Genomic DNA, 24,851 nt, shown 5'->3' on the forward strand with positions numbered 1-24,851 from the left:
GCATCTAAAGCAATTCGGCAATAGCTTAAATTTTGAAATTGAATAAATTTAGTTATATTAGATACCAAAAGAGCGTAGGGTTTATACCTTACGCTCTTTTGGTTATCTATTTAATTAAATATTGGTTTAAGCGATAAATTCGTTTAAATAATATTTCTTATTTTAAAATAACAGTCAACGAATAACGACATCACCTTGGGTCAATTTAAAATATTAACCACTTATTCCCCGTGGCTGATTTTGGTGTGCCTGGCCGTAGGTGCCCTCTACAGTTGGGTTTTATATTCCAAAAAAGCGCCGTGGCCGGCTCGGCTTAATTACCTGCTGGCCTTTTTGCGGTTTGCCGTGGTAAGCTTTTTGTGCTTTTTGCTCCTGGGGCCTTATTTAAAAGCCATAACCAACACCGCCGAAAAACCAACCATTGTACTGGCCCTGGATAATTCGCAATCGGTAGGTTTGTTTACCAGCAAAAACACCTTAAACACCGCCACCAGCGGTTTACAGGAACTGGCCGGCGCTTTAGAAGACGAAGATTTCCGGGTCGATATTCAGACTTTAGACTTAGGTAAGGCTAATCCGGCTTTAGCCGACATAAAATTTGAAAACCCTACGACCAACCTCGATGAGCTATTGGGCCACGTGCAGGCCGTTTACGAAAGCCGTAACCTGGCGGGTGTGGTACTGCTCTCAGATGGCATTATAAACAAAGGCAAGTCGCCGGCTTATTCCGATTTTAATTTTACGGTTTACCCGGTTGCCGTAGGCGACACAGTAGCCAAAAAAGATATTGCGCTTAACTCGGTGTTGTATAACAAAGTAGCTTACAGCGGCAATAAATTTCCGGTAGTGGCCGAAATAAACCAGGAAGGTTTCTCCGGCAATACCACCACGGTACTCCTAAAAGAAAATGGCCGGGTCCTCGATCGCAAAACCATAACCTTGCGCAAAGATGGCCAGCCCACCCGTGCCGAATTTACGTTAACGGCCACCGCCCCGGGTAAAAAGCACTACGAAATATCGGTGCAACCCCAGAAAGGTGAATTCTCGGCCCTGAATAATACCAAACATGCTTACCTGGATATTATAAAAGGCAAGTTAAGCGTTTTAATTGCCGCAGCTGCCCCCCACCCCGATATCAAAGCCATTCGGGCCGCTATTGAAACCAACGATAATTTCCAAACGGTGCTATATATTCCGGGTATTACCCCTTTTAAGCCCGATACGTACGATGTAGCCGTTTTGCACCAATTGCCTACCCGGCTGCATGGCACCAACGAAGCTTTTAATTTTGTGCGGCAGAAAAATATTCCGTCGTTGTACATTATTGGTTCGCAAACCGATTTGGCCGCTTATAACCAGTTGGGCGTGGGCTTAACCATTAACCGCCGGGGCAGCCAAACCGACGAAGTAACGCCGGTATTAAACGCCAGTTTCCGCAAATTCCAAATCGATCAGACTACCTCCACCGCCTTTGAAAAATACCCGCCCGCTGGCGTACCCTTCGCCGATTTTTCTTTATCGCCGGGTACCGAAGTAATTTTGTTGCAACAGGTGGGCCGGGTAAAAACTACTAAACCTTTACTGGCTGCCCAGGTAAAAAACCAACGGCACAGCGCTACCCTTTTGGCCGAAGGCATCTGGCAATGGCGGATTACCGAAGGTGCCGCAGCCAAAGAAACCCAATCGCCGGCCATTTTTGATAAATTAATGGTGAGTACTGTACAATTACTTACCTCGCAGCAAAATAAAAAGCGCCTGAACGTGTACCCGGTACAAGACGAATATTTTACCACCGACGAAATCCGGTTTGAAGCCGAAGTGTACAACACTATTTTTGAGAAGGTTTACGGCCAAAATATTAACCTGCGCATTACCGACGAGAAAAACAAAAGCCGCTCTTTTAGCTTTAACAACGGCGAAGGTTTTTCGGGCTTAAATATTGGCAACTTGCCGGGCGGCGTTTACACCTATGTAGCCAGTACCGAAATAGACGGCAAAACCGAACAGGACCGCGGCCAGTTTGTGGTGCAGGAACTACAACTCGAAACCCTGAACGCCTTAGCCGACCACGATTTATTGTACCAATTAGGTCAGAAAACCGGCAGCCGCCTGTACTATCCTACCCACTTGGCGCAACTAAAAGAAGATATTCTGAAAGCCGATTACAAAAATATTATTTACTCCAGCGAAAAGCTCGAAGACCTGGTAAACCTGAAATGGTTATTCTTCCTGTTACTTTTACTCGTTACCGCCGAGTGGACTTTGCGCAAATATTACGGTAGTTATTAAGAGCAGGTATTTCAGATTCTTCTATTGTTTTACTCTACCCAACGCTGGCGACTTAGAAGCAATTTACAGTTAGTATACCCTATTTAATAGATGTACTTAGCTTAATTCAATCTCTGAATCGCCACTCTTGTGTAGGAGCTGTTAGCGGTTCATTATTTCTTCCTGCAGCTTTTTCAGCCTAAAATTTCCATGGGAGTATATTCCCAACGCTTACTTCTTGGTTAAAGCTAACCCCTTTGTTTTTCAAGATGTAGGTCAATAAAATCAGTCCATTTTTCATTATCAACCTGAATATACCATTTGCCGCTGATTTCTGTGTTTTCATTATTAATTATTCCACTAAACTTTAATCCTTTCCCTTCAATCTTAAATTCATTGTTGATTAAAGAACTTACCATTAAGCCATCTTCACCTTTTGTGTTGAAATATTGCATTCTTGCTTTATCAGATGCGTTATCTAACTTAATAATTTCTAATGTTTCGCTTCTCTCATCACCCATTTTTACGTCTGCCTTATGCAAAATGCAGCTTCCATCAAGAATCAATTCGTAACTGTCAATACCTATTAACTGCAAGTTTTCCTGACCAGATTTAATTTCGCCGGAAGTTTTCCAAACACCTACAAGTCTTTTAAAATTGCTATTCGCTATCTTTCTCATTATATTTTTGTACTAATTTCTCCTTGGATAAATCAGGCGTACAAAAGTTACCGTTAACCCAAAAGGTCGCGGCTATTTTGGCTAAGCGGGTAAGCTTTAAGATTAAACATTGCCTAACATCACGTAAATTACAATGGTTATAAAAACCAATGACCAAGACATAACCTTGGTATAGCGCCAGGGTACTAACGGAATCGTATTTATTTCTTCGGGATTATAAATATTTTTTACCGGGTAGAAATACGATACTACTACCATTACCAGGATGTTTAAAACAAACTCTATGCCCCACACGTGCACAAAATGAATATCGGCTTTTAAGATAAAGGTAGTGGTAACATAAAATATTAAACCTATTACCAAAGCCGCTTTGGCCCCAGCTGCCGATATACTTTTGGTAAAAAAACCAGCCAGCATAATAGAAGCAATGGGTATAAAAAATATGCCGTTTAGCTGCTGCAGCAATTGGTATAAACCTTCGGGCACGTTAGCCACCATGGGGGCCGCCAAAATAGAAATTACCGCCAGTACAACCGACGTGATTTTGCCAATAAAAACCAGCGCCGAATCTTTAACATTTTTGTGCAAGTGCCGCTTGTAAATATCTATGCTAAAAATGGTGGCGGCACTGTTTAATACGCTGTTAAAAGTACTTAAAACCGCGCCTAAAACCACAGCAGCAAAAAAGCCAACTAAACTCAGCGGCATCACTTTTTTAACCAGGGCCGGATATACCATGTCTTGGTTGGCGTAAAGTTGTTCGTTGTAATAATAAAACCCAATTACGCCCGGTAACACTATAATGAGCGGCACCAATATTTTAAGTACGCCGGTATATAAAAGCCCTTTCTGGGCCTCGGCCAGGTTTCTGGCACCCAATGCCCGCTGAATTATGGTCTGGTTCATACACCAGAAATAAATCTGGTTAATAATAAGCCCGGTAAACAAAGCTTCAAAAGGCAAAATCGAATCTTTTTTACCTACTACATTAAATTTTTCCGGACTATGGTTAAAAACTTTTACCAGACCGGTGGCAATATTTCCGTCTCCAATATGGTATAAAGCCAGAAAAGGCACCAATAATCCCCCGATTAAAAGTCCTACGCCATTTAGGGTATCGGAATAAGCTACTGCTTTTAAGCCCCCAAAAATAGCATAAACCGACCCGATTACCCCTATCACAACCACGGTTATCCATAAACCTTCACTTCTGGACACTCCCAATACCTCTGAAATATTAAAAATACTTTCGAGGTTTATGGCGCCGGTATACAGTACTATGGGTAGCAAAGTAATTACAAACGATAGCATCAGAAACAAAGCTACTAAGGTACGGGTAAGTCCATCAAACCTTTTTTCGAGGTATTGCGGAATGGTGGTGAGGCCCATTTTCAGGTATTTGGGCACAAAATAAATGGCTGCCGCCACCAGCGCCAACGCCGAGGTTACCTCCCAGGCAATGATGATAAACCCGTTTTTATAAGAAGAGCCGTTCATGCCAATTAAATGCTCCGTAGAAATATTAGTCAATAACATGGAACCCGCAATAACGGGCCCGGTCAAACTTTTTCCACCCAGAAAATAACCATCCTGCGAATCGAGCCGCTCATTTTTTAACTTATACCAGGTGTAAAAAGCAACAAAAGCAGTAAAACCGAGGAAGGTTAACAGAATAATCATGTGGTGGGGGATGAGGATTTAAAATATTTTTAATTAAAAAAACATTTCGGGAAAAGACAAAATAAATATTCAGTCTGATGTAAATATAACCAGCCAGACCAAGTACTAACTTAAAGACTGTATTTATTAACGCTGCGCTGACCGCCAGAGCACGAAACCGTAGCCGGGAGCGTGCCTCTTTACCGGAGGCGTGCCTTCCAGGCACACCCGTTTATTGCGGAGCATTAAAACCCAAGGCCCTACTCCACATACCTTCTAAATATGCTTCAACTTAAATTAACGGGAAAAATACTTCTTCTGGCCCGTGCTTGGCAGGCGTGGTGAGCAGAGAAGCTGTTTATTCCATTTACAGTAACTAGCCGTTCTTACGCCTTTGCCAGAAGAGATAGCATTTAAAAGAAGCAAAGAAAGGTTTAGCAGAAAAAGAAAAACATTTCATTACATAAGTATACCGCAAATTTTTACTCTTCTTTTTAAATGAATAAATATTAATTGCCAGCTATACTTAATCACAAAATTGTAGGCTATCCTTTGACCCAGATATTTAATACCAAACCGCTTAAAGTCTACTGTATAGAAGTAATATTAATAACGATAGAATACCTCCTAAACCGGTCATTCTGGAAGAATCTAACCGGTTACATGCCGGTTAGATTCTTCCAGAATGACCGGTTTAGGATGGATTAAATACTTTGTCAATTTTATTTTCTATGGAACAATTTAAATGCTATTTGGCATAAATATAGATTTCTTACTCAGCAGCTACCACCAATTTACACCGATGAAAATAATCCTTGCATCGGTATAAACTAATAGTAGATTCGGCCGGATGTACAATAAATTGGATTAGAACTTAAGGGTAGCGGGTAAATATTTGGCCACCAAGTCTTCGTAGTAAGGCCGCAATTCCTGCCAATTGGGTGGCGTAGGGTTCTTAGAATATAAATCGTACGGGTTAAACAAATCTACCCATTTAAACATTTCCTTATCGTGGCTATCGAGCAGGTGGTCGTAGGCATTCTCCCGGTGCTGGGGGTAAAAAGAATGGTAACGCAGCATGTATAACCCAGGCTCCGGCAAATAATCTTTCATCATCTGGTACACGTACTCGTCGTGCCCCCACGACATGTGCACGTTTTTTAAACCACAATTAGGTTCATAAATGCCATATTTGGTATTGTACCGGCTATCGTGATAATCAGGATTATCTTTAAAAAATTCGGAATAAACAATTTTATCGGAATGCGCACAGCCTACCGGAAACGTATCGCCCACAACCGCCCACTGGGGTTCTCCAAACAAACACAGCACCTTTCCCATATCGTGCAGCAAGCCCACCAATACCATCCAATCCGGATGGCCATCGGCCCGTATGGCTTCCGACGTTTGCAGTAAGTGTTGCATCTGGTCCAGGTCGGTATCGGGGTCAGAATCATCTACCAATTGATTCAGGAATTGGAATGCGTCCCAGACTGGCATTTCCTTCTTATTAAAAGAAAGAAATTCTTTTTCTTTCTGCCTTACAAAATCGTAGGTTTGGTGCAGGTGATTGAGGCGGTAAAATTCTTTTACCGAATCCCGGGCCGGGTTTTCGTAATTACGGTAAGCATCCGTAGCTTTTCCCTGGGCAATTGATTCCGGGTCTGGGTACCGCTCCAGCAAATCGTCTTCCCACATTTCCAGGTGCTCTAACGGATTCTTTTCTTCGGGCTGCAATATATTACTCATAACTCCTATTATATTAAGATATACCTAAATCATTTATATATACGCTAATTTGGATTTTTTTATAAATATTTCACCAGAAAAGGCAAACTTTAATTACGGAAACGTTTGCGTCGGTAAACATTAATAAATCAGGGCTTTATTCCAGGAAAACGCTGGATTCTTTTATGCAGAAAGTAAATATAAAAAGGCTGGCCGAAGAGCTAAATTTGTCTATTTCCACTATTTCGCGGGCCCTCCACGATAGTCACGAAATTAGTTCTGAAACCAAGCAACGGGTATTAAAGCTAGCTCATAAACTGGCCTATGTACCCAACCACCACGCCAGCGGTTTAAGAAAAAATCAAAGTAAAACCATAGCGGTTGTAATACCTGAGGTGGCCGATAGTTATTTTGCCCAGGCTATAAACGGCATAGAATCGGTAGCGCAGGAAAACGGCTACCACGTTTTAATTTATTTAACCCACGAAAATTTTGTAAAAGAAAAAGCCATTCTGCAGGATTTCCAAAGCGGCCGGGTAGATGGCGTATTAATGTCTATTTCTTCCGAAACAGTTTCGGGCCACCACATTCAGGAACTATTAGCCAAAGGAATGCCGCTGGTATTTTTTGATCGGGTTTGTGAAGACATAGAAACGGCCAAAATTACTACCAACGATTTCGAGAGCGGGTATAAAGCTACCGAACACCTGATTCAGGGCGGCTGTCGGAATATTGCTATCTTAACGGTATCCAATAGTCTGGCTATCAGCAACCAGCGTTTGCAAGGCTATATTCAGGCTTTGCAGGATTATAAACTGCCTTTAAAAGAAACCAATGTTGTGTTGTGCTCCCAGGATGAAGAAAAGAACCAGGTACTCCTGCAAAAATTACTGGTTTCTCACGGCCATCCAGATGGCCTAATTGCTACGGTAGAGAAACTAACCACCAGTGTTTATCTGGCGTGCGCAGCGTTACAACTAACGGTTCCCGACCAAGTAAAAATTATTAGTTTTTCCAACTTACCCTCGGCATTTTTATTAAATCCTTCCCTTACCACCATAACCCAACCGGCCTATGCCATGGGCAGAGCCGCAGCAGCCTTATTGTTTAAAGCACTAAATAAAAAGGATTTTGATTTAAGAACTGAAAAGGTAATTATTCCTTCTGAGCTTACTATTAGAAACTCTACTGGGCCTGCCGGTAAATTAACCTGACAGGCCACTTTTGTTTTAGAGTCTGGAGATTTAAGCTGTTTCGTATTTCTGTACAGAACAGAAGCTTACGCCATGGGTGGTATTATCACTGCCCATGTAAATTTGTTTTTACCGCTGCCTAACCTTTCTCTGGTGAAAACATGCCGCCAGGGCAGCCACGTCATCTAAATTATTTTTATGCTAGACAGCCTTGATTTAAACTTATACTTAATTTAAAACGCCTAATTCTTTTCCTACTTCGGTAAAGGCCTGAATTGCTTTATCGAGGTGCTCCTGGGTATGGGAAGCGGATAATTGCACCCGGATACGGGCTTTGCCTTGCGGTACCACCGGGTAATAAAAACCAATTACGTAAATGCCTTTATCTAATAATTTAGCCGCAAATTCCTGCGAGAGCTTGGCTTCGTAGAGCATAATGGGTACAATGGGGTGCTCGCCAGGGGTAATCTGGAAACCGGCGGCCGTCATTTTTTCCCGGAAATATTTTGTATTCCACTCCAGTCGGTCGCGCAGTTCGGTGGTTTCGGAGAGCATATCCAGCACCGCAATAGAAGCCCCCACAATAGCCGGCGCTAAAGAATTTGAGAATAAATATGGGCGCGAGCGCTGCCGCAGCATTTCTATTATTTCTTTGCGGCCCGACGTAAACCCACCCATGGCACCGCCTAAAGCTTTACCTAAAGTGCCGGTAATAATATCAATCCGGCCCATTACGTTGCGGTATTCGTGTGTGCCCCGACCAGTTTTGCCAATAAACCCCGAAGAGTGGCTTTCATCTACCAAAACCAGCGCCCGGTACTTATCGGCCAGGTCGCATATTTTATCTAGTTGGGCAATGGTGCCATCCATCGAGAACGAGCCATCGGTAACAATAATGCGGTGTTTTAAATCCTGGGATTCCTGCAGTTTTGCTTCCAGATCGGCCATGTCGTTGTGGTTGTACCGGAAACGCTTGGCTTTGCTCAAACGCACTCCATCAATAATTGACGCGTGGTTTAGGGCATCCGAAATAATGGCCGATTCTTCGCCCAGCAAAGGTTCAAAAACCCCGCCGTTGGCATCAAAAGCCGCCGCGTACAAAATAGTGTCTTCGGTGCCTAAAAACGTGGCCAGTTTCTGTTCCAGCTCTTTGTGAATATCTTGGGTACCGCAAATAAACCGCACCGACGACATACCAAAACCGTGACTATCGATGGTGCGTTTGGCCGCTTCTATTACCCGCGGGTCCGACGACAAACCCAGGTAATTATTTGCACAGAAATTTAAAACTTCTTTGCCTTCGGTGGTTTTTATTTCAGCACCCTGCGGGGTGGTAATAATGCGTTCGCGTTTAAATAAACCGGCCTCCTGTATTTCGGCCAGTTGTTTTTCCAGTTCGGGTTTTAAAGTATCGTACATATATTATAAACAAAAGTGATTAATCGGGTTTGTTTAAAACCCGGATAAAGAATAAATGTTGCTCTTCTAAACAGATTCATTTGGTTTCTCCGGCGGCGTTGGCCGTTTAAAAATGGGCCGGGGCCGGGGTGTTTTCCGGGGTTCTTCGGCTGGGGCCGCAGTAGGCGGTGTTTCAGCAACTGATGTTACCGCCGGCGGTTCTGCTACCGCGGGGGTGTCGCTTACCGGAGCAACTGCCAGTGGCTCTGTAGTTAGTTTTGTTATCTGTTCCGAAGCAGGTTCATTTACGCCAGTTGTTGGCGCAGGTTCTGCTGCCGGCAACGTGGGTCGACGTATAACCGGTCTAGGCCGCGGCGGTTTTGCCGGGGCAGCAGGTTCCGGGTTAGCTCCTTCGGCAACGGCTGGCTCCGATGCCGGAGGTGTTACAATATTTGTTACTTCTTCGGAAGCCGACGTAACTTCTCCGGCAGCCGGTATGGCTTCGGCCGCAGAGGCAGTCGGCGCCGGACGTTTAAATACCGGTCGGGGCCGTGGTGGTTTAGTTGCCGGGGCTTCCTCGGGTTTTGCATCATTGGGCACATCATCAGGAACCGGATCGGGTATGGCTGATGCACTGACCGGGGCAATTTCTTCCGGATTTGCCGGTGTATCTCTAACCACCGGCCGTTTAATTACCGGGCGCGGACGCGGTGCTTTGGGGGCCGCTGTTTCAGGATCGGGATTGGTATGTACCGGCATTTCGGCGTTGGTACCGTCTTCTGCTACTGGGCCAATGGTATTACTTTCAGGCGCATTATTTTCCGAAGTAACCATCGGTTTCCGGATTACGGGCCGGGCACGGATTGGCTTGGGCGTCTCGGCCGCGCTTTCGGTAATAGCCGGGGAACCCGTTGGTTCGGTTTCTACAGAAGGTGTTTCGGTTGGGGCGGGTGCTGGCCGCCGGATTACCGGACGTGCTCTGGCCGGTGTTGCTGGTGGCGTAGGGCTCACCGGAGCATCGGTATTTTCGGTGACAGTAGGTGCAGCAGTTGGTTTTGGCGCCGCCGCCGGTATAGTAGCACGGCGCGTTACGGGTGGTTTTGCTGCTACTTCTGTAGCGGCGGCCGGAACCGGTTTTACGGCTTCAGCAAGCCAGAAACGGCGGCGTACATCATTAATCACCATTTTTACCGCCACATAAAAGCTGTTGGGATGCATTTGGCCGTACATACGCTGCCAATCGGCAAACCGGGTCGGGTCGCCGGCGGCAAAAGCCGCCACATCAATTCTTCGTTTGGTCAGGTCTTCCTCAAAAGTCATTTTACGCGGTTAACTACCCAGGTTAAAACGGTTAATTATCAGGCACGTTGCCTCTGTTTTGGCGCATTCATCTGCCTAAACCAGCTTGGCAAAGATAATTATTTTCGTTGGTTAGGCGGTATGGCCTATTAAATCTGCCGGACAATTAGCTTACTTTGTAAAAAATTAATTGCATGAACGCCACGGGAGAAAAAATATTAGTAACCGGCGCCGGAGGCCAGTTAGGTTCCGAATTAACGTTAGAACTGCGCAAAATATATGGCCCTGACCAGGTAATTGCTTCGGATATTGCCATGCCCAAGAAAAGCGAACTTACGGAGTCCGGGCCTTTCGAGATTATGGATGTTTTGTCGCGCCACAACCTGGCCGAAAAAGCTTACCGGCACAACATTACTCAAATATACCACTTAGCGGCCGTACTGTCGGCTACCGGCGAGAGCCGTCCCAAATTTACCTGGAAAGTAAACATGAAAGGGCTGGAAAATATATTGGACCTGGCCATTGAAAAAAAAGTGGCTAAAGTTTACTGGCCCAGTTCTATTGCGGTTTTTGGCCCTACTACGCCCCGGCAAAACACACCGCAGCACACCATTATGGACCCCAACACCGTGTATGGCATTAGCAAACAAACCGGCGAGCGTTTCTGCGAATATTATGCCCGGCGCTATAATTTAGATGTGCGGAGTTTGCGTTACCCCGGCCTGATTGGCTACAAAGCCTTACCGGGCGGCGGCACCACCGACTACGCCGTAGATATTTACCACAAGGCCGTAGAAGGCCAGGAATACGTTTGCTACCTGCAACCCGATACGTATATGCCCATGATGTACATGCCCGATGCCTTAAAAGCCACCCTGGATTTAATGCATGCGCCCGCCGAAAATATTACCATCCGCTCTTCGTATAATTTAGCGGCTATGAGTTTTTCGCCGGGCGAAATTGCGGCTGCCATTCAGAAACAAATACCTGGTTTTAAGATCTCTTATGCGCCAGATTTCCGGCAGCAAATTGCTGATTCGTGGCCCCAAAGCATCGACGATGCCCCCGCCCGCCAGGATTGGAACTGGCAACCCCAATACGACCTGGACACCATGACCACCGATATGCTGGAGAACTTACGGATGCAGAAGGGTTTATAATTCTATCCTCCGGTTTTAGCCGGAGGCAAAGAGATTAATCTACTGGAAGAAATATTTATGATATTATCCAGCAGAAATAACTATGCTGCAGGAGAGTTGTGGAATAATTTATCAGAAGAGCAACAGAAAGAAGTATTAGCCAGGAACAGCGACATTGAAGACAAATTAGCCAGGATTTCGAATGAAGAAATAAAGCTTAATAATGCTAAATGGCTAGAATAATCTGGAACCAACGAGCCAGTAAACAGTTACAGGAGCTACAAGAGTATTTAGAGCCGGAATTTGGAAATAATCCGGTAAAGACTTTTACTCGCAGGTTATTTAGGTTTTTAGACCTGTTAGTTAAATATCTTAACATCGGCACTGTATAAAACAAAGCAGATGATATTCGTGGTTTTCTGCTTCACTGCCATACCACTATCTTTTATAAAATAGAACAAGATTCCATCTACCTTTTGTCATTGTTTCACAATCGGCAAAATCCTAATAAAAAGAAAGCTTAAAAAATTACTTTGCTTAACTACTCTTAAAAGTATTAAAATACTTTCTAATTAAGTTGCCAACCAGATTTTCTCAGCCCCATACAATATCTTTAAAAAGATAAATTTACAGCTTAGTACTTCTTTTATTCCCGACTTCTCTTTAGGCTAAACCGGTAATAGCTATCCTCCTAAAGCCGCCTCTCCCTATTTTAAAATATTATTTCTTAAAATATTAGGAAATGCAAATCTGTTTTCTACTTTTGTAGTGTACTATTTATCTAATACACTATAACAATGGTAAAATGATCCAGATCCATGACCTGAGCTTTGGGTATTCTAAACGAAACCTACTTTTTAAAAACCTCCACTTAACTTTATCCAGAGGCCATATTTATGGTTTATTAGGTAAGAACGGCGCGGGCAAATCTACACTCCTGAAAAACATGATTGGCCTGGCCTTTCCCTTGCAAGGCTCAGTGCAAATTAATGGCCAAAACGTAGCCGGCCGGTCGCCGCAGGTGCTCGAAAACCTGTATTTTATTCCCGAAGAAATATATGTTCCGGCAGTTACGGCGGCACAGTTTGTAAAAAGTACGGCCGTTTTTTACCCGCATTTCAGCGAAACAGAATTTTATGGCTACCTGCAGGAATTTGAAGTACCGCGCGAAGCCATTCTGGATAAACTTTCTTTCGGGCAACAAAAAAAAGTAATGATTGCTTTTGGTTTAGCTACGAATACGCCGCTCCTGGTTATGGACGAACCCACCAACGGCCTGGATATTCCTTCTAAAGTGCAGTTCCGGAAAATTATTGCCTCGGCCCTTACCGAAGAACGGTGCATTATTATTTCTACGCACCAGGTCCGCGATTTAGATAGCCTGATTGATACCTTGGTCGTGCTGCACAACCAGGAAATTGTACTGAACCAGGAACTGGATGCCATCTCGGAAAAAGTAACCTTTACCACGGTGCAAAACCCAGCCGATTACAAAGTACTGTACGCCGAGGAGTCGCTGCGGGGCCAGCACGTAATTATTCCTAACCACGAAGGCAACTACAGCAAAGTAGATATGGAGTTACTTTTTAATGCTATTATCAGCGGAAAATCATCTATCACCGAATATTTAAACAAACCTGTATATGCAAAATCAGTTTAAACCTACTCGCTTTGGCCGCTTGTTTAAAAAACACACTACTGAGCATTATAAAGGTTACTTTATGTCGTTGGTAGTATTATTGGGTGCCTTAACCCTGATTCTGGAATTTATTACCTTTATGGAAAAAGGCCCGCTAGAAATTTCTGCCCAAGCTGCCATTTTCTCTTTTGGCCTTTTGGCTGCCGGCTCCATTTTTACAAGTAGTGTATTCAGTAATCTTGGCGATAAAAAAACGGCCATCTCGGCCTTAACCCTACCCGCCTCTCACCTAGAAAAATTCCTGCTGGCCTGGATTTATTCCTTTGTTTTATTTTTATTTTTTTACACAGCGGCATTTTACCTGATAGATATAATTATTCTAAACTTAGCCCCTGCCAACGGTGAGCCCAAACAAGTCCTGAATATTTTTGATGCCGAAAATGAAGTGTATCTGGTATTCCTGGCCTATATCTTACTGCATGCTTTTGCTATTTGGGGGGCCATTTATTTCCAGAAAATGCATTTTGTAAAAATTGCCTTTACCTTCTTTTTATTTGTAGCCGTCCTGGTCTTTCTTAATTACAGCTTCGTGAAAGCCATGCTGGGTACAAATGTAAGGTCTGTTTTCCCCTTTGGTTCAGTAATGTTACAGGAAGGAGAATATCAATTTTTTGGTATAAGTGTTTTTGAAGAGCATAAAACAACCATTTTGCTTGGTTTTATGCTCATGGCCATCATGCTGTGGCTGGCTAGCTTTATGCGGCTAAAAGAGAAACAAGTTTAGAACGGAAAGAAAGCGAACATGGAATTTAAAAACAACGAAGCCATATACCTGCAGATAGCCGGTTATGTAAGCGAACATATATTATTGGGCAAATGGCCCGCTGAACACAAAATACCCTCCGTCCGGGATTTGGCCGTGGCCTTAGAAGTAAACCCCAACACCGTTATGCGCACCTACGAATTTCTGCAAAACCAGGAAGTAATTTACAACAAAAGGGGCATTGGTTTTTTTGTTTCGCCGGCTGGCGATAAAAAAGTGAAAGCTTTCCGGAAAGAACGGTTCCTGGAGCAGGATTTACCCGAATTTCTCCGGAATATGTACTTGCTGGATATTCACCCCGACGAAATTAAGATGCGCTATGAAAGCTATAAATCCGAAAACTTTGGTATTAAACAAGACATTTAATCATCATGAAAAAGAGCAATTTATTCTTGCTGGTGGCAGTATTGATTTTACTGACTTCGCTAGCAATTTATAATACTAATCTGAGAGCTGAATACCTGGCCGGGACTTACAAAGACCCTTACCGGGATTTTGAAACTTTTAACCTGAAGAATTTTACCGCCGTAGCCGTAAATGCCGCGAGCGAAATAAGTGTAACTATTAAACAAGGGCCGGATTTTAAAGTGCAGGTGTATAAACCTGATGCCGATAAAATTAAGATTACCCAGGCGGGCAACCGGCTGATGATAGATGTAAACTACCAGCAGGAACGTCGCTATTTAGGCGACCGCGAAAAGGTAGTTATTACCCTCCCCACTCTGCAAACGGTAACTACCAATGCCAGCTACGCCATAGATAATAAACCATTTACGTTTGGTAAAAATAAGCATGACTGGAGTATTACCTCAACTAAAATAATTGGCTTTACCCAGGATAGTTTGTTTATACAACAAGATAATTTAAACAAGATAGACCTTATTAATAATAAGTTAAGCTTTCTTCGGGCGGCTATTGGCACAAGCCCCAGAAGCCAATCCAGAATACAAATAAATCCGAATAATACGATTGCTCAGGCTAATTTAGATATTCAGAACAAGAGCGAATTAATATTATCGAATGTTTTCATTCCAAATCTAAATTACAAGTTCTCCGATAGCGCTAGTGTAAACTTTTCCGGGGCAGCACTAGCCATTCTTAAAAAGTAGAAGCAATTGCAGGCAATTAAACCACCAGTGACAAAAGGCTTTCCAGTCCTTGTATCACTGGTGGCACTTGAAAGACAACTTCCCTAAATGGCCGTTTAGCCAAGCCCCTATTTAAATTACTTTAATAATGTTTGTTTGCCTGTAACTTTTTCCTTTATAGCAAGTTGCCGTTAAATATTCTAATACTATTAAAATGAAGAAAGTATTACTTCTGTTTTTTGCCTTTATTTTAGCTACCCAGGTTTTACTTGCCGGGTTTACGCGGGGTAAATGTGGGAATTCTGAGCCGGAACCTGTTGCAACTCTACCGGGGATAAAGAAAAATGAAAATACAGCTAACATTTTTACCGGAAAGACTACAAACAACGCTGCCGGCTACACCCCTGGCCGGCAAATACAACCAGAGAACAACCTCTATCGTTTAGAATTTGCTACTGAAAAAGGCCTAACCTTAATTGGCGGAAATCTGGCCGATTTACTTTTGCAAAACACCTGCTTACCGTTAGATTTAGCAGCCTATGAGCAATTTCCCAACACCCAAATTGAAGTGCTGGTTAACCAGCAGCCAATAGAGATGCAGGCTACTGGTTTAGTTGCCACCTTACGGCAAATTCCGGCAGAGCAAATTAAAAGCATAGAAATCAGCACATTTTTTTTAAATAATTCAAATTTGACCAGGGAGGCGTCTATTCTTATTCAGGTAACCCAGGTAAAATAACTGAGCAGCTTAAGCCAAACTTTGCAGCAATATTTAATACAATTGTACCAAAACAGCTAGTTAATCCAATCTCAGCCCTCATAATTTTTGCAAAAGCATTTTATATTTATCAAGCGCCGGCATTTACCCATATTTGCCGGCGCTTTTTAAAATTGTTTTTCCACTGTGCCTGTACACTTCTCCTGAAAATATCCGTTAGAGCCAGGGTTAGCTTTTGCTTTAAATATTCATGATTGTAAATGCCGTACCCGAAGGTTGGGAAATTATTTACCAGCAAGCCCACGCCCTGCTGGCCACCCAAATTGCTTATTACTGGCGCCCCGCCGACCGCCCCGACCGCTGGGTAGAAACCCTGGCTGCTATTGCGCAACACGACGATGGGCAAAAATTCTGGGCCGGTAAAATAGGATTAACCCCCGCCGGAGCCCCGGCTAACTTTACGGTTTTGCCTTTTTCGCTGGAGCAGGCTACCCAGGTAATGGCCGAAGCCCGCTACCAGGGCCGTTGGCGGTGTTTGTTAACGTCTATGCATTTATCTTTTTTGTACGAAGAATTGCGGGGCCAAAATCCAAAAACCGATGCATTTCTGGATGAACAAATAGAAAACCAAAAAGGCTGGCGCAAAGACTTAAAAGTAACTAAAAAACAAGCCCAGCAAGCTTACGACCTGATGCAGTGGTGCGACCGCTTCTCGCTGATTTTATGCCGCAGCCAGTTACCCGAAGCCGAACGGACATTAGAAGTGAGCAAAGGTCCTGACGGCGTACAATACCACGTTATTCAGCAGAAAGATGGTTCAATTCGGGTAAATCCCTGGCCTTTTGCCGGTAAGCAATTCCGGGTAGCCGTAGAAGCTACTTACCTGCACCAGTTACAGTTTCAGGACGAGGCAGAATTAACGAGTGCATTAAACGCAGCTCCCATCCAAACAAAATATTGGGAAATAGCCCGGTAATATCTTATTCCTAAAACGCGTTATCTGACGCACCGCTTATCTAAACCGAACTAACTAATCGGTTGGTCTGTTGCGAAAATAGGTTAATCAATCTTAGATTGCCTTTTATTAATTCCGGCAAACGGACAGAAAATGAATGGAGCTTTTATAAACAATAGGTGGCAGCTACTTTGGTGGAGCATTTTACTCCTTTTGGCGGGTTGTACCAAAACCAGCCAGCTAAACCCGGCAGCTCCTGACCAGGCAGTAACCGATATGGCTGTAAATTTTACGCCCAAACTCTCTACCATTACAGTACCGGTAGCCATTAAAATCACTACGCTCGAAGAAAAATTAAACCAGCAAATTACGGGCATCTTGTACAAAGACGATAACCTGGAAGATGATAACCTAAAAGTTACCGTAGTAAAAGCCGGCAATTTAACACTAGAGGGCAACGGCGATAAAATTAATTTAACCATGCCGTTGCAAATTGCGGCTACGGGCCGTTGGCTGTGGGAGCCCTGTAAAATATGCCCCAAACTACAAAAAACCGAAAACACTAGCTTTAACTTAATTGTAAAAAGCGAAAGTCAGATAACCCTGACCGAAGATTACGGAGTAAAATCTACCAGCGTAAGTGATTTTGCCTGGGGCGATACCAAACCCGTTATTAATATTGGTCCGTTAAGTATTGGTATTGCGCGCTTTATAGAACCGGCTTTGCGCAACCAAATGCAACAACTAGCCAAACAATTAGATCGCGAAATTCAAAACCGGATTAAAATAAAAGATTACGTACAGCAGGCCTGGCTACAAGTACAACAACCCATTCCGCTGGACAAAGCCCTGGATGCCTGGCTTACCGTTACGCCGCAAGCTATCCGGGTATCGCCGATTACCGCCCGTAACGGCGAACTTTTATTACAAATTGGCCTAAGCTCTTATTTACAAACCGTTACCAACGGCAAACCTACTGTAACACCCAACCCCACGCTGCCCCCGTTACTTACCCAAAATAACCTAACCAATGAGGTACAAATAGGCTTACTCAGCGAAATTTCGTACAACCACGCTACGCAACTCCTCAAAAAAGAAATATTAAACAAAGAATTTTCCTTTGCGGGAGGTAAAGACAGAGTTAAGGTACATGATTTAGCCCTATCGGGTAGCGGCAATCAATTAGTAATTATGCTGGATGTTACCGGCAGCACCCGGAAAACCTTTTTTACCAAAACGCTGGCGGGCAAAATATACCTGAAAGCCGAACCTTATTTTGACGCAGCAACCCAGAGCATCCGGGTGCGTCACGTAGATTACGACCTCGATACCAAAGACCGGCTGTTAAGTACAGCCAGTTGGCTAGCCAAGAACCGGTTTATACATGTGTTGGAAGAAGAAATTAATTTCCCGGTGAAAAACCAACTGGCCGCCGCCCGCACTTTGCTGCAGAAAAATTTAAACACCGCTGCCGGCAACAACCAGGCGGTGCGGCTGCAAGGCAATATTACCGAAATTGTACCGGACGCCATTTACCTGACGCCTACTAGCATTAAAGCCATGGTAAACGCCAAAGGCAGCTTAAGCGCTCAGCTTCTATTTTAAGGCTGTATCTAAGCCCTGAAATATTTATACCAATATTACATCACTATTGCGAATAACCCAATGCTCTCGCCAGCGTCCCGCTGGTGGGGCTTTCTACCGGGCTCTGACCACTATTATTATTAAAAAATAATCAGTCGGCAAGTGTATAGCGGCCAGAGCTAGGGAAAACAAGGCCCGGGCGAGGCGTGCCCGCGCCATATACCATCTGGTGCTTATTCTCTTTAAGCGCAGAACAGATGTAATTATGGTATAATCTGTAATACAAGAATAAATAAAAGCGCCCGCCCTTTTTTATGGACAGGCGCTTTTATTTGCAGGAAGCTGAAACCCATGCTTAAACAACTATACTTTACTTAATTAAAGCTTTATTTACCGGGGTGGGACTGTTAAATACTTCTTCGGGAATATTTTGGGTAACGGCAATATTACTCATATTCATGGCGGCATCGCCGCGGCCCGCTGGTAATTTAATTTTGCCGTACTGCTGGTAGTCGGCCATGGGCCGGGTAAAACCTGGCTTCTCATCGGCGTAATTCCGGAAGAAAGACCACTCTGATATTAAGCCAGATTTTTTATCAACCGCAAAAATATACCGGTTGTCGGGCGTAACGCCTACGCCTTTAAAAGTTAATTCAATTAAATCGGCATCAGCACCAGCCTGGGTTTTGCCTGCACCTTTGTACTTAAGGGTTACACCGCTATCTTTTAGTTTAAACGGCATGGCCAGCCAATAAGAATCGTTGGCCCACGATGGGTACATGTTACCGATTAACTTGGTGCTGCGGTTAGGGTCGGTTATTTCCCGACCGTTGCGGTAAGCTTTGCCTTGTTTGGTATTTAAATCGGCCACTACTACCAAGGTGTCGCCGCGCTCCAACCGGTACCGGTTTTTAAATTTATCCCAAATGTGGTATTGTCCGCGCCAGGTCCAGGCAATGTAGCGGGTATTATTCCAGGCATCGTAGCCGCCCATGTTTTTAATTACTTTGTCGGCTAAGGCAATGGCCTGCGCATCGGACCCGGCGGCATTAAAACCATCGGCGGCATTTTTAACTTTTTTCTGGGCTACACCCGCCAAAGGTAACAAGCTTAAAAACAGCCATAAAAGTAAATTATTTTTTCCGACAGAAGTAAGTAATTGTTTCATAAAACTAAAGGTTAATACCTCCTGGCTTTTACCAGCAGCAGGCTTATAAATGTAACAAATGTTTAGAGTATTTTTAATATTATTTAGGCTTGTACCGGGCTAAAAAATAAATGGCCAGCATTTAATTACCCGGATATTTAACCAAACGTAAAAACTAGCCGTAACAAAGCCAGATTTAACTATTGCGACCGAAGTACCAGAAATAAATATTATGGCAAAAATTAAAGCAAAAGACGTTTGGCAAATGACCAAAACCACCGTTGGCCAGTTTATGGAAAATAACTCTTTCCGGTTGGCGGCGGCTTTGGCTTACAACACCATATTTTCGCTGCCTCCGCTGTTGCTGATTATCATTGCGGCAGCCGGTGCTATTTGGGGCGAAGATGCGGTTACCGGCCGGCTTAAAAACGAAATGCAAGGCATGATTGGTCAGGAAGCCGCCGAATCTATCCAGACCATGATCCAAAACGTAAATGCGACCGGTAACGGTGGGCTGGCCTCGGCTATTGGTATTGGCACCCTGGTTTTTGCCGCTACTACTTTTTTTGTTACCCTGCAAGATTCGCTCAACAGCATCTGGAACATAAAAGCCAAACCCAAAAACAATATTATAAAAGTGGCCAAAGACCGTTTTCTCTCGTTTGGTTTAATCTTAAGTATTGCTTTATTAATGCTTATTTCGTTTTTGATAACAGCTATCCTTACCTTCTTTACCGATTACCTGCAGCAGATTTTTCCGGCCATTGCAGTCGTATTTATTCATATTGTTAATGTGGCAGTTTCGCTGGCTTTTATTACTTTGCTATTTGCCCTGATTTATAAATATTTACCCGATGCCATTATTCGTTGGAAAGACGTATGGGTAGGTTCTTTTTTAACGGCTTTGCTGTTTGTATTGGGCCGATTTTTAATTAGCTGGTACCTGGGCCAAGGCGATGTGGGCTCGGCGTACGGCGCAGCCGGTTCAATCATTATTATTCTGGTCTGGATTTACTACTCGTCGCTGATAATATTTTTTGGCTGCGAATTTACCCAGCAGTACGCAAATACTTTTGGCGAGAAAATCCGGCCTAAATCGCACGCCGTAGAAATAGAAATCAGGGAAGTAAACTACGAAAATTCTGACGACCAAAAAGCCGGCCGCCCACCCGCCCAGGGGCGTTTCCGGCCCGAATAAAATATTTCTTTAACGGCTAGGCTAAGTTTGGTTAAGCTGACATTTTTACACCAGTTGCCAGCCTAGCTGCACTAAATAGCGCACTCATTAATAGAGTTAAATATTTAATTTACCGGGGAATATTTTTGAGTACAGCAACGGCTTGTATTTAGAGCCGGAATATTTATCTTTAGTTTTCTGGTTAATGGGTGCTTACCGATTAGCTATCCTTAAAAATATTTAACTGCGCAACCCGCCATTACCATGCAAAAACCCTTTTACCTGCTTTTACTCGGGGTTTTATTTAGTGCCTTTACTTTTCTACCAAACACCATTGAACTGGTTCGGGCGGGAGTAACCGATACCGTTAACCTGAACGGGCAAAGCGCCATCAAATACAGCGAAGACGTACTTTTTAAAATACACGGCAAAGAACTTAGCTGTAACCTGGCCGTTTATTACAACCGCAAAAAGCTGGAGGCGTCGGAGCATGTGGTTTTTAAAGCCAGCCCCGATTTAACCATCTTGGCCGAAGAGTTTACTTACGACGAACGCAAAAACATCGGGCATTTTTCTGCTAAGGTGCAAGTAAAATCGGCCCAAACTACCTCCTACGCTACCCTCGATTATGACTTTAAAACCAACCGCATTATAACACCCGCCAACTAAATATTTTAGCCTTAATTTTCGCGTTGGCGGTAAAGTTTAATTCGGATAATTCTTTCCAGATATTAACCCAATACAAAATCTTAAGCCATTAGGCGGGCAAGCTTGCTCTTATTTATTTCTCCCGTTCGTACTGCTGCCTGCTATTTTGAGAGATGCCGCCCAAGAAAAGTATTTAACAAAATTAAAGTGGCAGCATTTTTTTAACGGCGTGCAACCATCTTCTCTAAGCGCGGGTCTAGTTACCAGGGACCCTGATTAATTAAATACCAATTAAACTAATTAAGCTTATGTTAAGATTATCTGCTAAGCAGAAAAGAGAGGTTTATTCTGTATCTAACCTGCTCCTGCACTTGGCCATTTTTATTATTTTACTTATAACCCTTAATTCTTGTTCTAAAGCGCAGAATGTACCCACTACTAACCGCGGCCCTTTAACTAAAATCGGGTTGGTGCATAAACCAGTTGCTACCCCCCAGCCCAACCAATTACTTGCCTGGCGCTAAATGGCATTTGCCAACCAGGAGGCAACTATAGCTTATTAACCCCGCCGGAGAGTAGCTTTTAATTTACCAGGCCGGTCGGCGGTTAAGGTTACTTGTTTAAAATGTATTATTTAAGGCGTCGTAAACCGTTTAAATAGTTTTTTATGAAGAAGGCTGCTCTTCTGGTTTTTATGGTTTTAAGCCATACCCTTTGTTTAGGGCAACAGGTAGAATATACCATTCAGGCAAATTCAGGCTTATTTTATTTTGGCGGCGAATCGGCAACCCGCACCTCAGACCTGATTTTGGGGAGCGGCCGGCGTGATATCAATTACACCAACAACCCGTACGGCAAAATTCCGGGTTGGAGTTATGGCTTGGCCGCCCAGGCACAAAAAGTAACCGCTAAAAATATTATTTGGGGTTTGCAGGGCAGCTACGAAATACTGCGCAACCAGGTAAAACTAAAACACGCTTATACGTTGGTTAGCAGTGCTACGGCACCCGCAGTTACCGGCGAAACCGTTTTAAGCCACCACTTTATCAATGCGCATCCGTTTGCCGGTAAAAGATTTACCCTGGCCCCGTTTGTTCTAGATTTAGCGGCCGGCCTGGATTTAGCTTATAACGTAAGCAGCCACGAAAAAGGCAAAGCGACCGATACCAACGGACACACATACACCTCGGACCGGGACCGGGATAAAGCTGGCCTCGATACCCGGGCTCGCCTGAACCTGACGGCTTATTACCACCATTTTGGCCTAACAACGGGTTATTCTTACGGATTTAAAAATTATACCCCAACTACTGAAGGCGCCGATCGCGAAAATTTTGCCCGCTTTTTTCGGTTAGGCCTGGTTTACAAAATTTAAATACTCCGTTCAACAAATTAATTCCGGCACTTAAACACCACCCTTATTTAAAATCTCAGATTCTTTACTTAGTAACAACCTCTATTTAATCTTAATCAGGCGTATGCAAAAAAAATTTCTACTCCCTCTAAAATTTAATACCGCCGGACCTTTGCATTGGGCTACGCTGGTATTGTACCTGGTGGCCATGTGCACGCTGGTATCTTGCACCGATGAGTGCGAAACAACTGTAAGCTATAATGTACAAGACCCCATCCAACTGGAACGGAGCGAACTGCGGCAAGCAATTAAATCGGAGCCGGCGCGGGAGCTCAAAACTACCGGAAAAATCTATGCCAAAGGCCAGTATATATTTGTAAACGAGCTGTACAAAGGCATTCACGTAATAGACAACAGCAACCCAACGGCGCCTAAAAATATTTCTTTTATTAATATTCCGGGCAACGTAGATTTAGCCATCCGGGATAATATTTTATATGCCGATGCGGGCCCGGATTTACTTGCCCTGGATATTACCAATCTTAACCAGGTAGAAGTTAAAAACCACACCTACAACTTATTTACCCGATTTATTTCTGCGGGTAATGCCAACACGCCCAAAGATACCGATGTTTTAACGGTGGGTTATACCACCCGGACGGTAACCGAAACCCGCCCCAACGATTGCAACAATAACAACCCCGGGATTGGGTGGAATTCCGGCAGTAGGGATATATTAAATTTTGCCCAATCGGCGGCGCCCAATAGCAATGCCGGTGGCAGTACCGGTGTAGGCGGTTCTATGGCCCGTTTTACCATTACTGGCAATTATTTGTACGCAATTAACACCTCCAGCTTACAGGTATTTGATATTACCCAGCCGGCGAGCCCGGTGCGGGGTATAAACGTAGGTACTAACTGGGGTACCGAAACAATTTTCCCTTACCAGGATAAATTATTTCTGGGCACCAGCACCGGTATGCTCATTTACGACAACAGCCAGCCCGCACAACCGCAGTTTATCTCTTCCATCAGTCATTTTTTTGGTTGCGACCCAGTGGTAGTAGAAGGCAACTTTGCTTATGTAACCATCCGGAACGGTACCGCATGCCGCACCGGCAACAACATAAACCAATTAGAAGTTATTGATATTACCAATATCCGGAGCCCGAGGCGGGTTAAAACTTACCCCATGCAAAATCCGCACGGCTTAGGCATAGACCGGGGCACCCTATTTTTGTGCGAAGGCGAACACGGACTGAAAGTTTTTAATGCTAACAATGTGTTTGCCATTGATACCAACCAGTTGGCCCATTTTAAAGACCTGCACGCTTTTGATTTAATTCCGCTGGGGCAGAACTTACTTGTAATTGGCAACGATGGTTTGTACCAGTACGACTACCGCGACCCGCAAAATATTAAGTTCCTGAGTAAAATAAGGGTTAATAAAGGATGAAGCCCGCCCCTATGCCGCCACGCCAACGCTTAACTTATTACCTGTTTTTCCTGTTTTTTGCCTTACCTACGGTTTTGCTGGCCCAGAAAAAGGGCTGGCAAGACGTAGTGTATTTAAAAAACGGCAGTATTATCCGGGGCCAGTTACTAGACAGCGACCCCGCCGCTGCTACTGTTAAGATAGAAACAACCGGTCGTAACCTTTTTGTTTTTCCGCAAACCGAAGTAGCCCGCCTGGCCCGTGAGTTTGCCCATCCTGATTTTAAATACCCCTACACCCAGGGTTACCAGAATATAACCGAACTGGGTTTAAGTGTAGGCAACCAGCCGGTGCCCAATGCTCTCGCGAGCGCCAGCCGGAAAGTTAACCTGTCTTTTCAGAGCTTTAATGGGTACCAGTTTTTTCCGATGCTGGCCGTGGGCCTTACCACCGGCGTAGATGCCTACGATGGCCTAACTTTGCTGCCGGTTGCGCTGGGTTTGCGCGGCGACCTAACTAAAACCAAAGTACGGCCTTACTACGGTATAGATGCTGGTTATGCGTTAGATTGGTTAAATAACCCCAGCCAGCCCGGCAATTATAACGGCGGTTGGTTCTGGAGCCCTACTTTGGGCCTGAAATTTAACTCCCGTAAAACCCACGCCTTTATTCTGAATATAGGTTACCGCAACCAACGCGCTAGCCGGACCACCGAAATAAATGCCACCACTACCACCCAGGAAAACCATTTTAAACGAATTTTATTCCGGCTGGGAATGTGCTTTTAAGCCAGAAAATAAATTTTAGAGAAAAAATAATTATTAATTTTTTAAAGTACTTGCAACTTTATTGAAAATATCCGTATATTTGTATCGAATCAGTTGATAATATCTATCCAGAAGGGATTAAAGTTAAAAAT

The 24,851-nt window shown here is 43.9% G+C and carries 22 protein-coding genes; 16 read left to right on the forward strand and 6 right to left on the reverse strand.

Translation table 11 applies throughout. From position 1 onward, the window contains the following. Nucleotides 1-195 precede the first annotated feature (195 nt). On the forward strand, nt 196-2,289 hold the full coding sequence (locus tag ACO1R6_RS22575) for a vWA domain-containing protein (RefSeq protein WP_486267569.1): 2,094 nt from the start codon (nt 196-198) through the stop codon (nt 2,287-2,289). Nucleotides 2,290-2,516: 227 nt separating this feature from the next. Here the strand turns inward: ACO1R6_RS22575 and ACO1R6_RS22580 are convergent, their stop codons facing one another. The 3 genes from ACO1R6_RS22580 to ACO1R6_RS22590 form a co-directional block, all read right to left on the reverse strand. Next, complete coding sequence (locus tag ACO1R6_RS22580; protein ID WP_486267571.1) at nt 2,517-2,948, reverse strand: hypothetical protein; 432 nt, start codon at nt 2,946-2,948, stop codon at nt 2,517-2,519. Nucleotides 2,949-3,050: 102 nt separating this feature from the next. Next, entirely contained in the window at nt 3,051-4,628 is a 1,578-nt protein-coding gene (locus ACO1R6_RS22585) for a solute:sodium symporter family transporter (RefSeq protein ID WP_486267573.1), read from the reverse strand. Nucleotides 4,629-5,474: 846 nt separating this feature from the next. After that, nucleotides 5,475-6,356 carry an inositol oxygenase family protein gene (locus ACO1R6_RS22590; protein WP_486267575.1) on the reverse strand — a complete coding sequence of 294 codons (882 nt, stop codon included), beginning with the start codon at nt 6,354-6,356 and terminating at the stop codon, nt 5,475-5,477. 164 nt (nt 6,357-6,520) lie between these two features. Here ACO1R6_RS22590 and ACO1R6_RS22595 point away from each other — a divergent pair, with 164 nt between their 5' ends. Continuing rightward, nucleotides 6,521-7,549, forward strand: a complete 1,029-nt coding sequence (locus ACO1R6_RS22595; protein WP_486267577.1) for a LacI family DNA-binding transcriptional regulator — start codon at nt 6,521-6,523, stop codon at nt 7,547-7,549. 207 nt (nt 7,550-7,756) lie between these two features. Here the strand turns inward: ACO1R6_RS22595 and kbl are convergent, their stop codons facing one another. Beyond that, nucleotides 7,757-8,947: a glycine C-acetyltransferase gene (kbl, locus tag ACO1R6_RS22600; RefSeq protein ID WP_486267580.1), complete on the reverse strand. Its 1,191-nt coding sequence runs from the start codon at nt 8,945-8,947 to the stop codon at nt 7,757-7,759. A 66-nt stretch (nt 8,948-9,013) separates the two neighbouring features. Beyond that, complete coding sequence (locus tag ACO1R6_RS22605; RefSeq protein ID WP_486267582.1) at nt 9,014-10,246, reverse strand: hypothetical protein; 1,233 nt, start codon at nt 10,244-10,246, stop codon at nt 9,014-9,016. Between the two features lie 173 nt (nt 10,247-10,419). Here ACO1R6_RS22605 and ACO1R6_RS22610 point away from each other — a divergent pair, with 173 nt between their 5' ends. From ACO1R6_RS22610 to ACO1R6_RS22645, 8 genes are all read left to right on the forward strand, one after another. Then, a complete protein-coding gene (locus ACO1R6_RS22610) occupies nt 10,420-11,385 on the forward strand; it encodes an NAD-dependent epimerase/dehydratase family protein (RefSeq protein WP_486267584.1) in 966 nt (321 codons plus the stop codon). 784 nt (nt 11,386-12,169) lie between these two features. Beyond that, nucleotides 12,170-13,024, forward strand: coding sequence for an ABC transporter ATP-binding protein (locus ACO1R6_RS22615; protein ID WP_486267586.1), 855 nt, complete (start codon nt 12,170-12,172; stop codon nt 13,022-13,024). After that, entirely contained in the window at nt 13,008-13,787 is a 780-nt protein-coding gene (locus tag ACO1R6_RS22620; RefSeq protein WP_486267588.1) for a hypothetical protein, read from the forward strand. Before ACO1R6_RS22615 ends, ACO1R6_RS22620 begins: the two co-directional genes overlap by 17 nt. An 18-nt stretch (nt 13,788-13,805) precedes the next feature. Then, a complete protein-coding gene (locus ACO1R6_RS22625) occupies nt 13,806-14,192 on the forward strand; it encodes a GntR family transcriptional regulator (RefSeq protein ID WP_486267590.1) in 387 nt (128 codons plus the stop codon). 5 nt (nt 14,193-14,197) lie between these two features. Continuing rightward, on the forward strand, nt 14,198-14,935 hold the full coding sequence (locus ACO1R6_RS22630; protein WP_486267592.1) for a GIN domain-containing protein: 738 nt from the start codon (nt 14,198-14,200) through the stop codon (nt 14,933-14,935). Between the two features lie 193 nt (nt 14,936-15,128). Next, the gene (locus ACO1R6_RS22635; RefSeq protein WP_486267594.1) at nt 15,129-15,653 is read left to right on the forward strand and encodes a hypothetical protein; all 525 of its coding nucleotides are present in this window, start codon (nt 15,129-15,131) and stop codon (nt 15,651-15,653) included. Between the two features lie 229 nt (nt 15,654-15,882). After that, a complete protein-coding gene (locus ACO1R6_RS22640) occupies nt 15,883-16,608 on the forward strand; it encodes a DUF3891 family protein (RefSeq protein WP_486267596.1) in 726 nt (241 codons plus the stop codon). A 132-nt stretch (nt 16,609-16,740) separates the two neighbouring features. Beyond that, nucleotides 16,741-18,192, forward strand: coding sequence for a DUF4403 family protein (locus tag ACO1R6_RS22645; RefSeq protein WP_486267598.1), 1,452 nt, complete (start codon nt 16,741-16,743; stop codon nt 18,190-18,192). A 349-nt stretch (nt 18,193-18,541) separates the two neighbouring features. Here ACO1R6_RS22645 and ACO1R6_RS22650 read toward each other — a convergent pair whose 3' ends face one another. Further along, on the reverse strand, nt 18,542-19,339 hold the full coding sequence (locus tag ACO1R6_RS22650; protein ID WP_486267600.1) for a hypothetical protein: 798 nt from the start codon (nt 19,337-19,339) through the stop codon (nt 18,542-18,544). 211 nt (nt 19,340-19,550) lie between these two features. Between ACO1R6_RS22650 and ACO1R6_RS22655 the strand changes: the two genes are divergently transcribed. The 6 genes from ACO1R6_RS22655 to ACO1R6_RS22680 all read left to right on the forward strand — a co-directional run bounded on the left by ACO1R6_RS22655 (nt 19,551) and on the right by ACO1R6_RS22680 (nt 24,720). Further along, on the forward strand, nt 19,551-20,516 hold the full coding sequence (locus tag ACO1R6_RS22655) for a YihY/virulence factor BrkB family protein (RefSeq protein ID WP_486267602.1): 966 nt from the start codon (nt 19,551-19,553) through the stop codon (nt 20,514-20,516). Between the two features lie 243 nt (nt 20,517-20,759). Further along, on the forward strand, nt 20,760-21,164 hold the full coding sequence (locus tag ACO1R6_RS22660; protein ID WP_486267604.1) for an OstA-like protein: 405 nt from the start codon (nt 20,760-20,762) through the stop codon (nt 21,162-21,164). A gap of 287 nt (nt 21,165-21,451) precedes the next feature. Then, complete coding sequence (locus tag ACO1R6_RS22665) at nt 21,452-21,667, forward strand: hypothetical protein (protein ID WP_486267606.1); 216 nt, start codon at nt 21,452-21,454, stop codon at nt 21,665-21,667. Between the two features lie 143 nt (nt 21,668-21,810). After that, nucleotides 21,811-22,518, forward strand: a complete 708-nt coding sequence (locus ACO1R6_RS22670) for a hypothetical protein (RefSeq protein WP_486267608.1) — start codon at nt 21,811-21,813, stop codon at nt 22,516-22,518. A 103-nt stretch (nt 22,519-22,621) separates the two neighbouring features. After that, a complete protein-coding gene (locus tag ACO1R6_RS22675) occupies nt 22,622-23,953 on the forward strand; it encodes an LVIVD repeat-containing protein (RefSeq protein WP_486267610.1) in 1,332 nt (443 codons plus the stop codon). Beyond that, entirely contained in the window at nt 23,950-24,720 is a 771-nt protein-coding gene (locus ACO1R6_RS22680) for a hypothetical protein (protein WP_486267612.1), read from the forward strand. The genes ACO1R6_RS22675 and ACO1R6_RS22680 overlap by 4 nt, the downstream gene beginning before the upstream one ends. Nucleotides 24,721-24,851: the final 131 nt, after the last annotated feature.

This window comes from Adhaeribacter sp. (assembly GCF_057359045.1).

Bases quoted from the DNA above. Each gene is read 5' to 3' on its own strand.
- ACO1R6_RS22580 (WP_486267571.1), bottom strand. From the start codon at position 2,948: ATGAGAAAGATAGCGAATAGCAATTTTAAAAGACTTGTAGGTGTTTGG.
- ACO1R6_RS22585 (WP_486267573.1), bottom strand. From the start codon at position 4,628: ATGATTATTCTGTTAACCTTCCTCGGTTTTACTGCTTTTGTTGCTTTT.
- ACO1R6_RS22590 (WP_486267575.1), bottom strand. From the start codon at position 6,356: ATGAGTAATATATTGCAGCCCGAAGAAAAGAATCCGTTAGAGCACCTG.
- ACO1R6_RS22595 (WP_486267577.1), top strand. From the start codon at position 6,521: ATGCAGAAAGTAAATATAAAAAGGCTGGCCGAAGAGCTAAATTTGTCT.
- kbl (WP_486267580.1), bottom strand. From the start codon at position 8,947: ATGTACGATACTTTAAAACCCGAACTGGAAAAACAACTGGCCGAAATA.
- ACO1R6_RS22605 (WP_486267582.1), bottom strand. From the start codon at position 10,246: ATGACTTTTGAGGAAGACCTGACCAAACGAAGAATTGATGTGGCGGCT.
- ACO1R6_RS22610 (WP_486267584.1), top strand. From the start codon at position 10,420: ATGAACGCCACGGGAGAAAAAATATTAGTAACCGGCGCCGGAGGCCAG.
- ACO1R6_RS22615 (WP_486267586.1), top strand. From the start codon at position 12,170: ATGATCCAGATCCATGACCTGAGCTTTGGGTATTCTAAACGAAACCTA.
- ACO1R6_RS22620 (WP_486267588.1), top strand. From the start codon at position 13,008: ATGCAAAATCAGTTTAAACCTACTCGCTTTGGCCGCTTGTTTAAAAAA.
- ACO1R6_RS22625 (WP_486267590.1), top strand. From the start codon at position 13,806: ATGGAATTTAAAAACAACGAAGCCATATACCTGCAGATAGCCGGTTAT.
- ACO1R6_RS22630 (WP_486267592.1), top strand. From the start codon at position 14,198: ATGAAAAAGAGCAATTTATTCTTGCTGGTGGCAGTATTGATTTTACTG.
- ACO1R6_RS22635 (WP_486267594.1), top strand. From the start codon at position 15,129: ATGAAGAAAGTATTACTTCTGTTTTTTGCCTTTATTTTAGCTACCCAG.
- ACO1R6_RS22640 (WP_486267596.1), top strand. From the start codon at position 15,883: ATGATTGTAAATGCCGTACCCGAAGGTTGGGAAATTATTTACCAGCAA.
- ACO1R6_RS22645 (WP_486267598.1), top strand. From the start codon at position 16,741: ATGAATGGAGCTTTTATAAACAATAGGTGGCAGCTACTTTGGTGGAGC.
- ACO1R6_RS22650 (WP_486267600.1), bottom strand. From the start codon at position 19,339: ATGAAACAATTACTTACTTCTGTCGGAAAAAATAATTTACTTTTATGG.
- ACO1R6_RS22655 (WP_486267602.1), top strand. From the start codon at position 19,551: ATGGCAAAAATTAAAGCAAAAGACGTTTGGCAAATGACCAAAACCACC.
- ACO1R6_RS22660 (WP_486267604.1), top strand. From the start codon at position 20,760: ATGCAAAAACCCTTTTACCTGCTTTTACTCGGGGTTTTATTTAGTGCC.
- ACO1R6_RS22665 (WP_486267606.1), top strand. From the start codon at position 21,452: ATGTTAAGATTATCTGCTAAGCAGAAAAGAGAGGTTTATTCTGTATCT.
- ACO1R6_RS22670 (WP_486267608.1), top strand. From the start codon at position 21,811: ATGAAGAAGGCTGCTCTTCTGGTTTTTATGGTTTTAAGCCATACCCTT.
- ACO1R6_RS22675 (WP_486267610.1), top strand. From the start codon at position 22,622: ATGCAAAAAAAATTTCTACTCCCTCTAAAATTTAATACCGCCGGACCT.
- ACO1R6_RS22680 (WP_486267612.1), top strand. From the start codon at position 23,950: ATGAAGCCCGCCCCTATGCCGCCACGCCAACGCTTAACTTATTACCTG.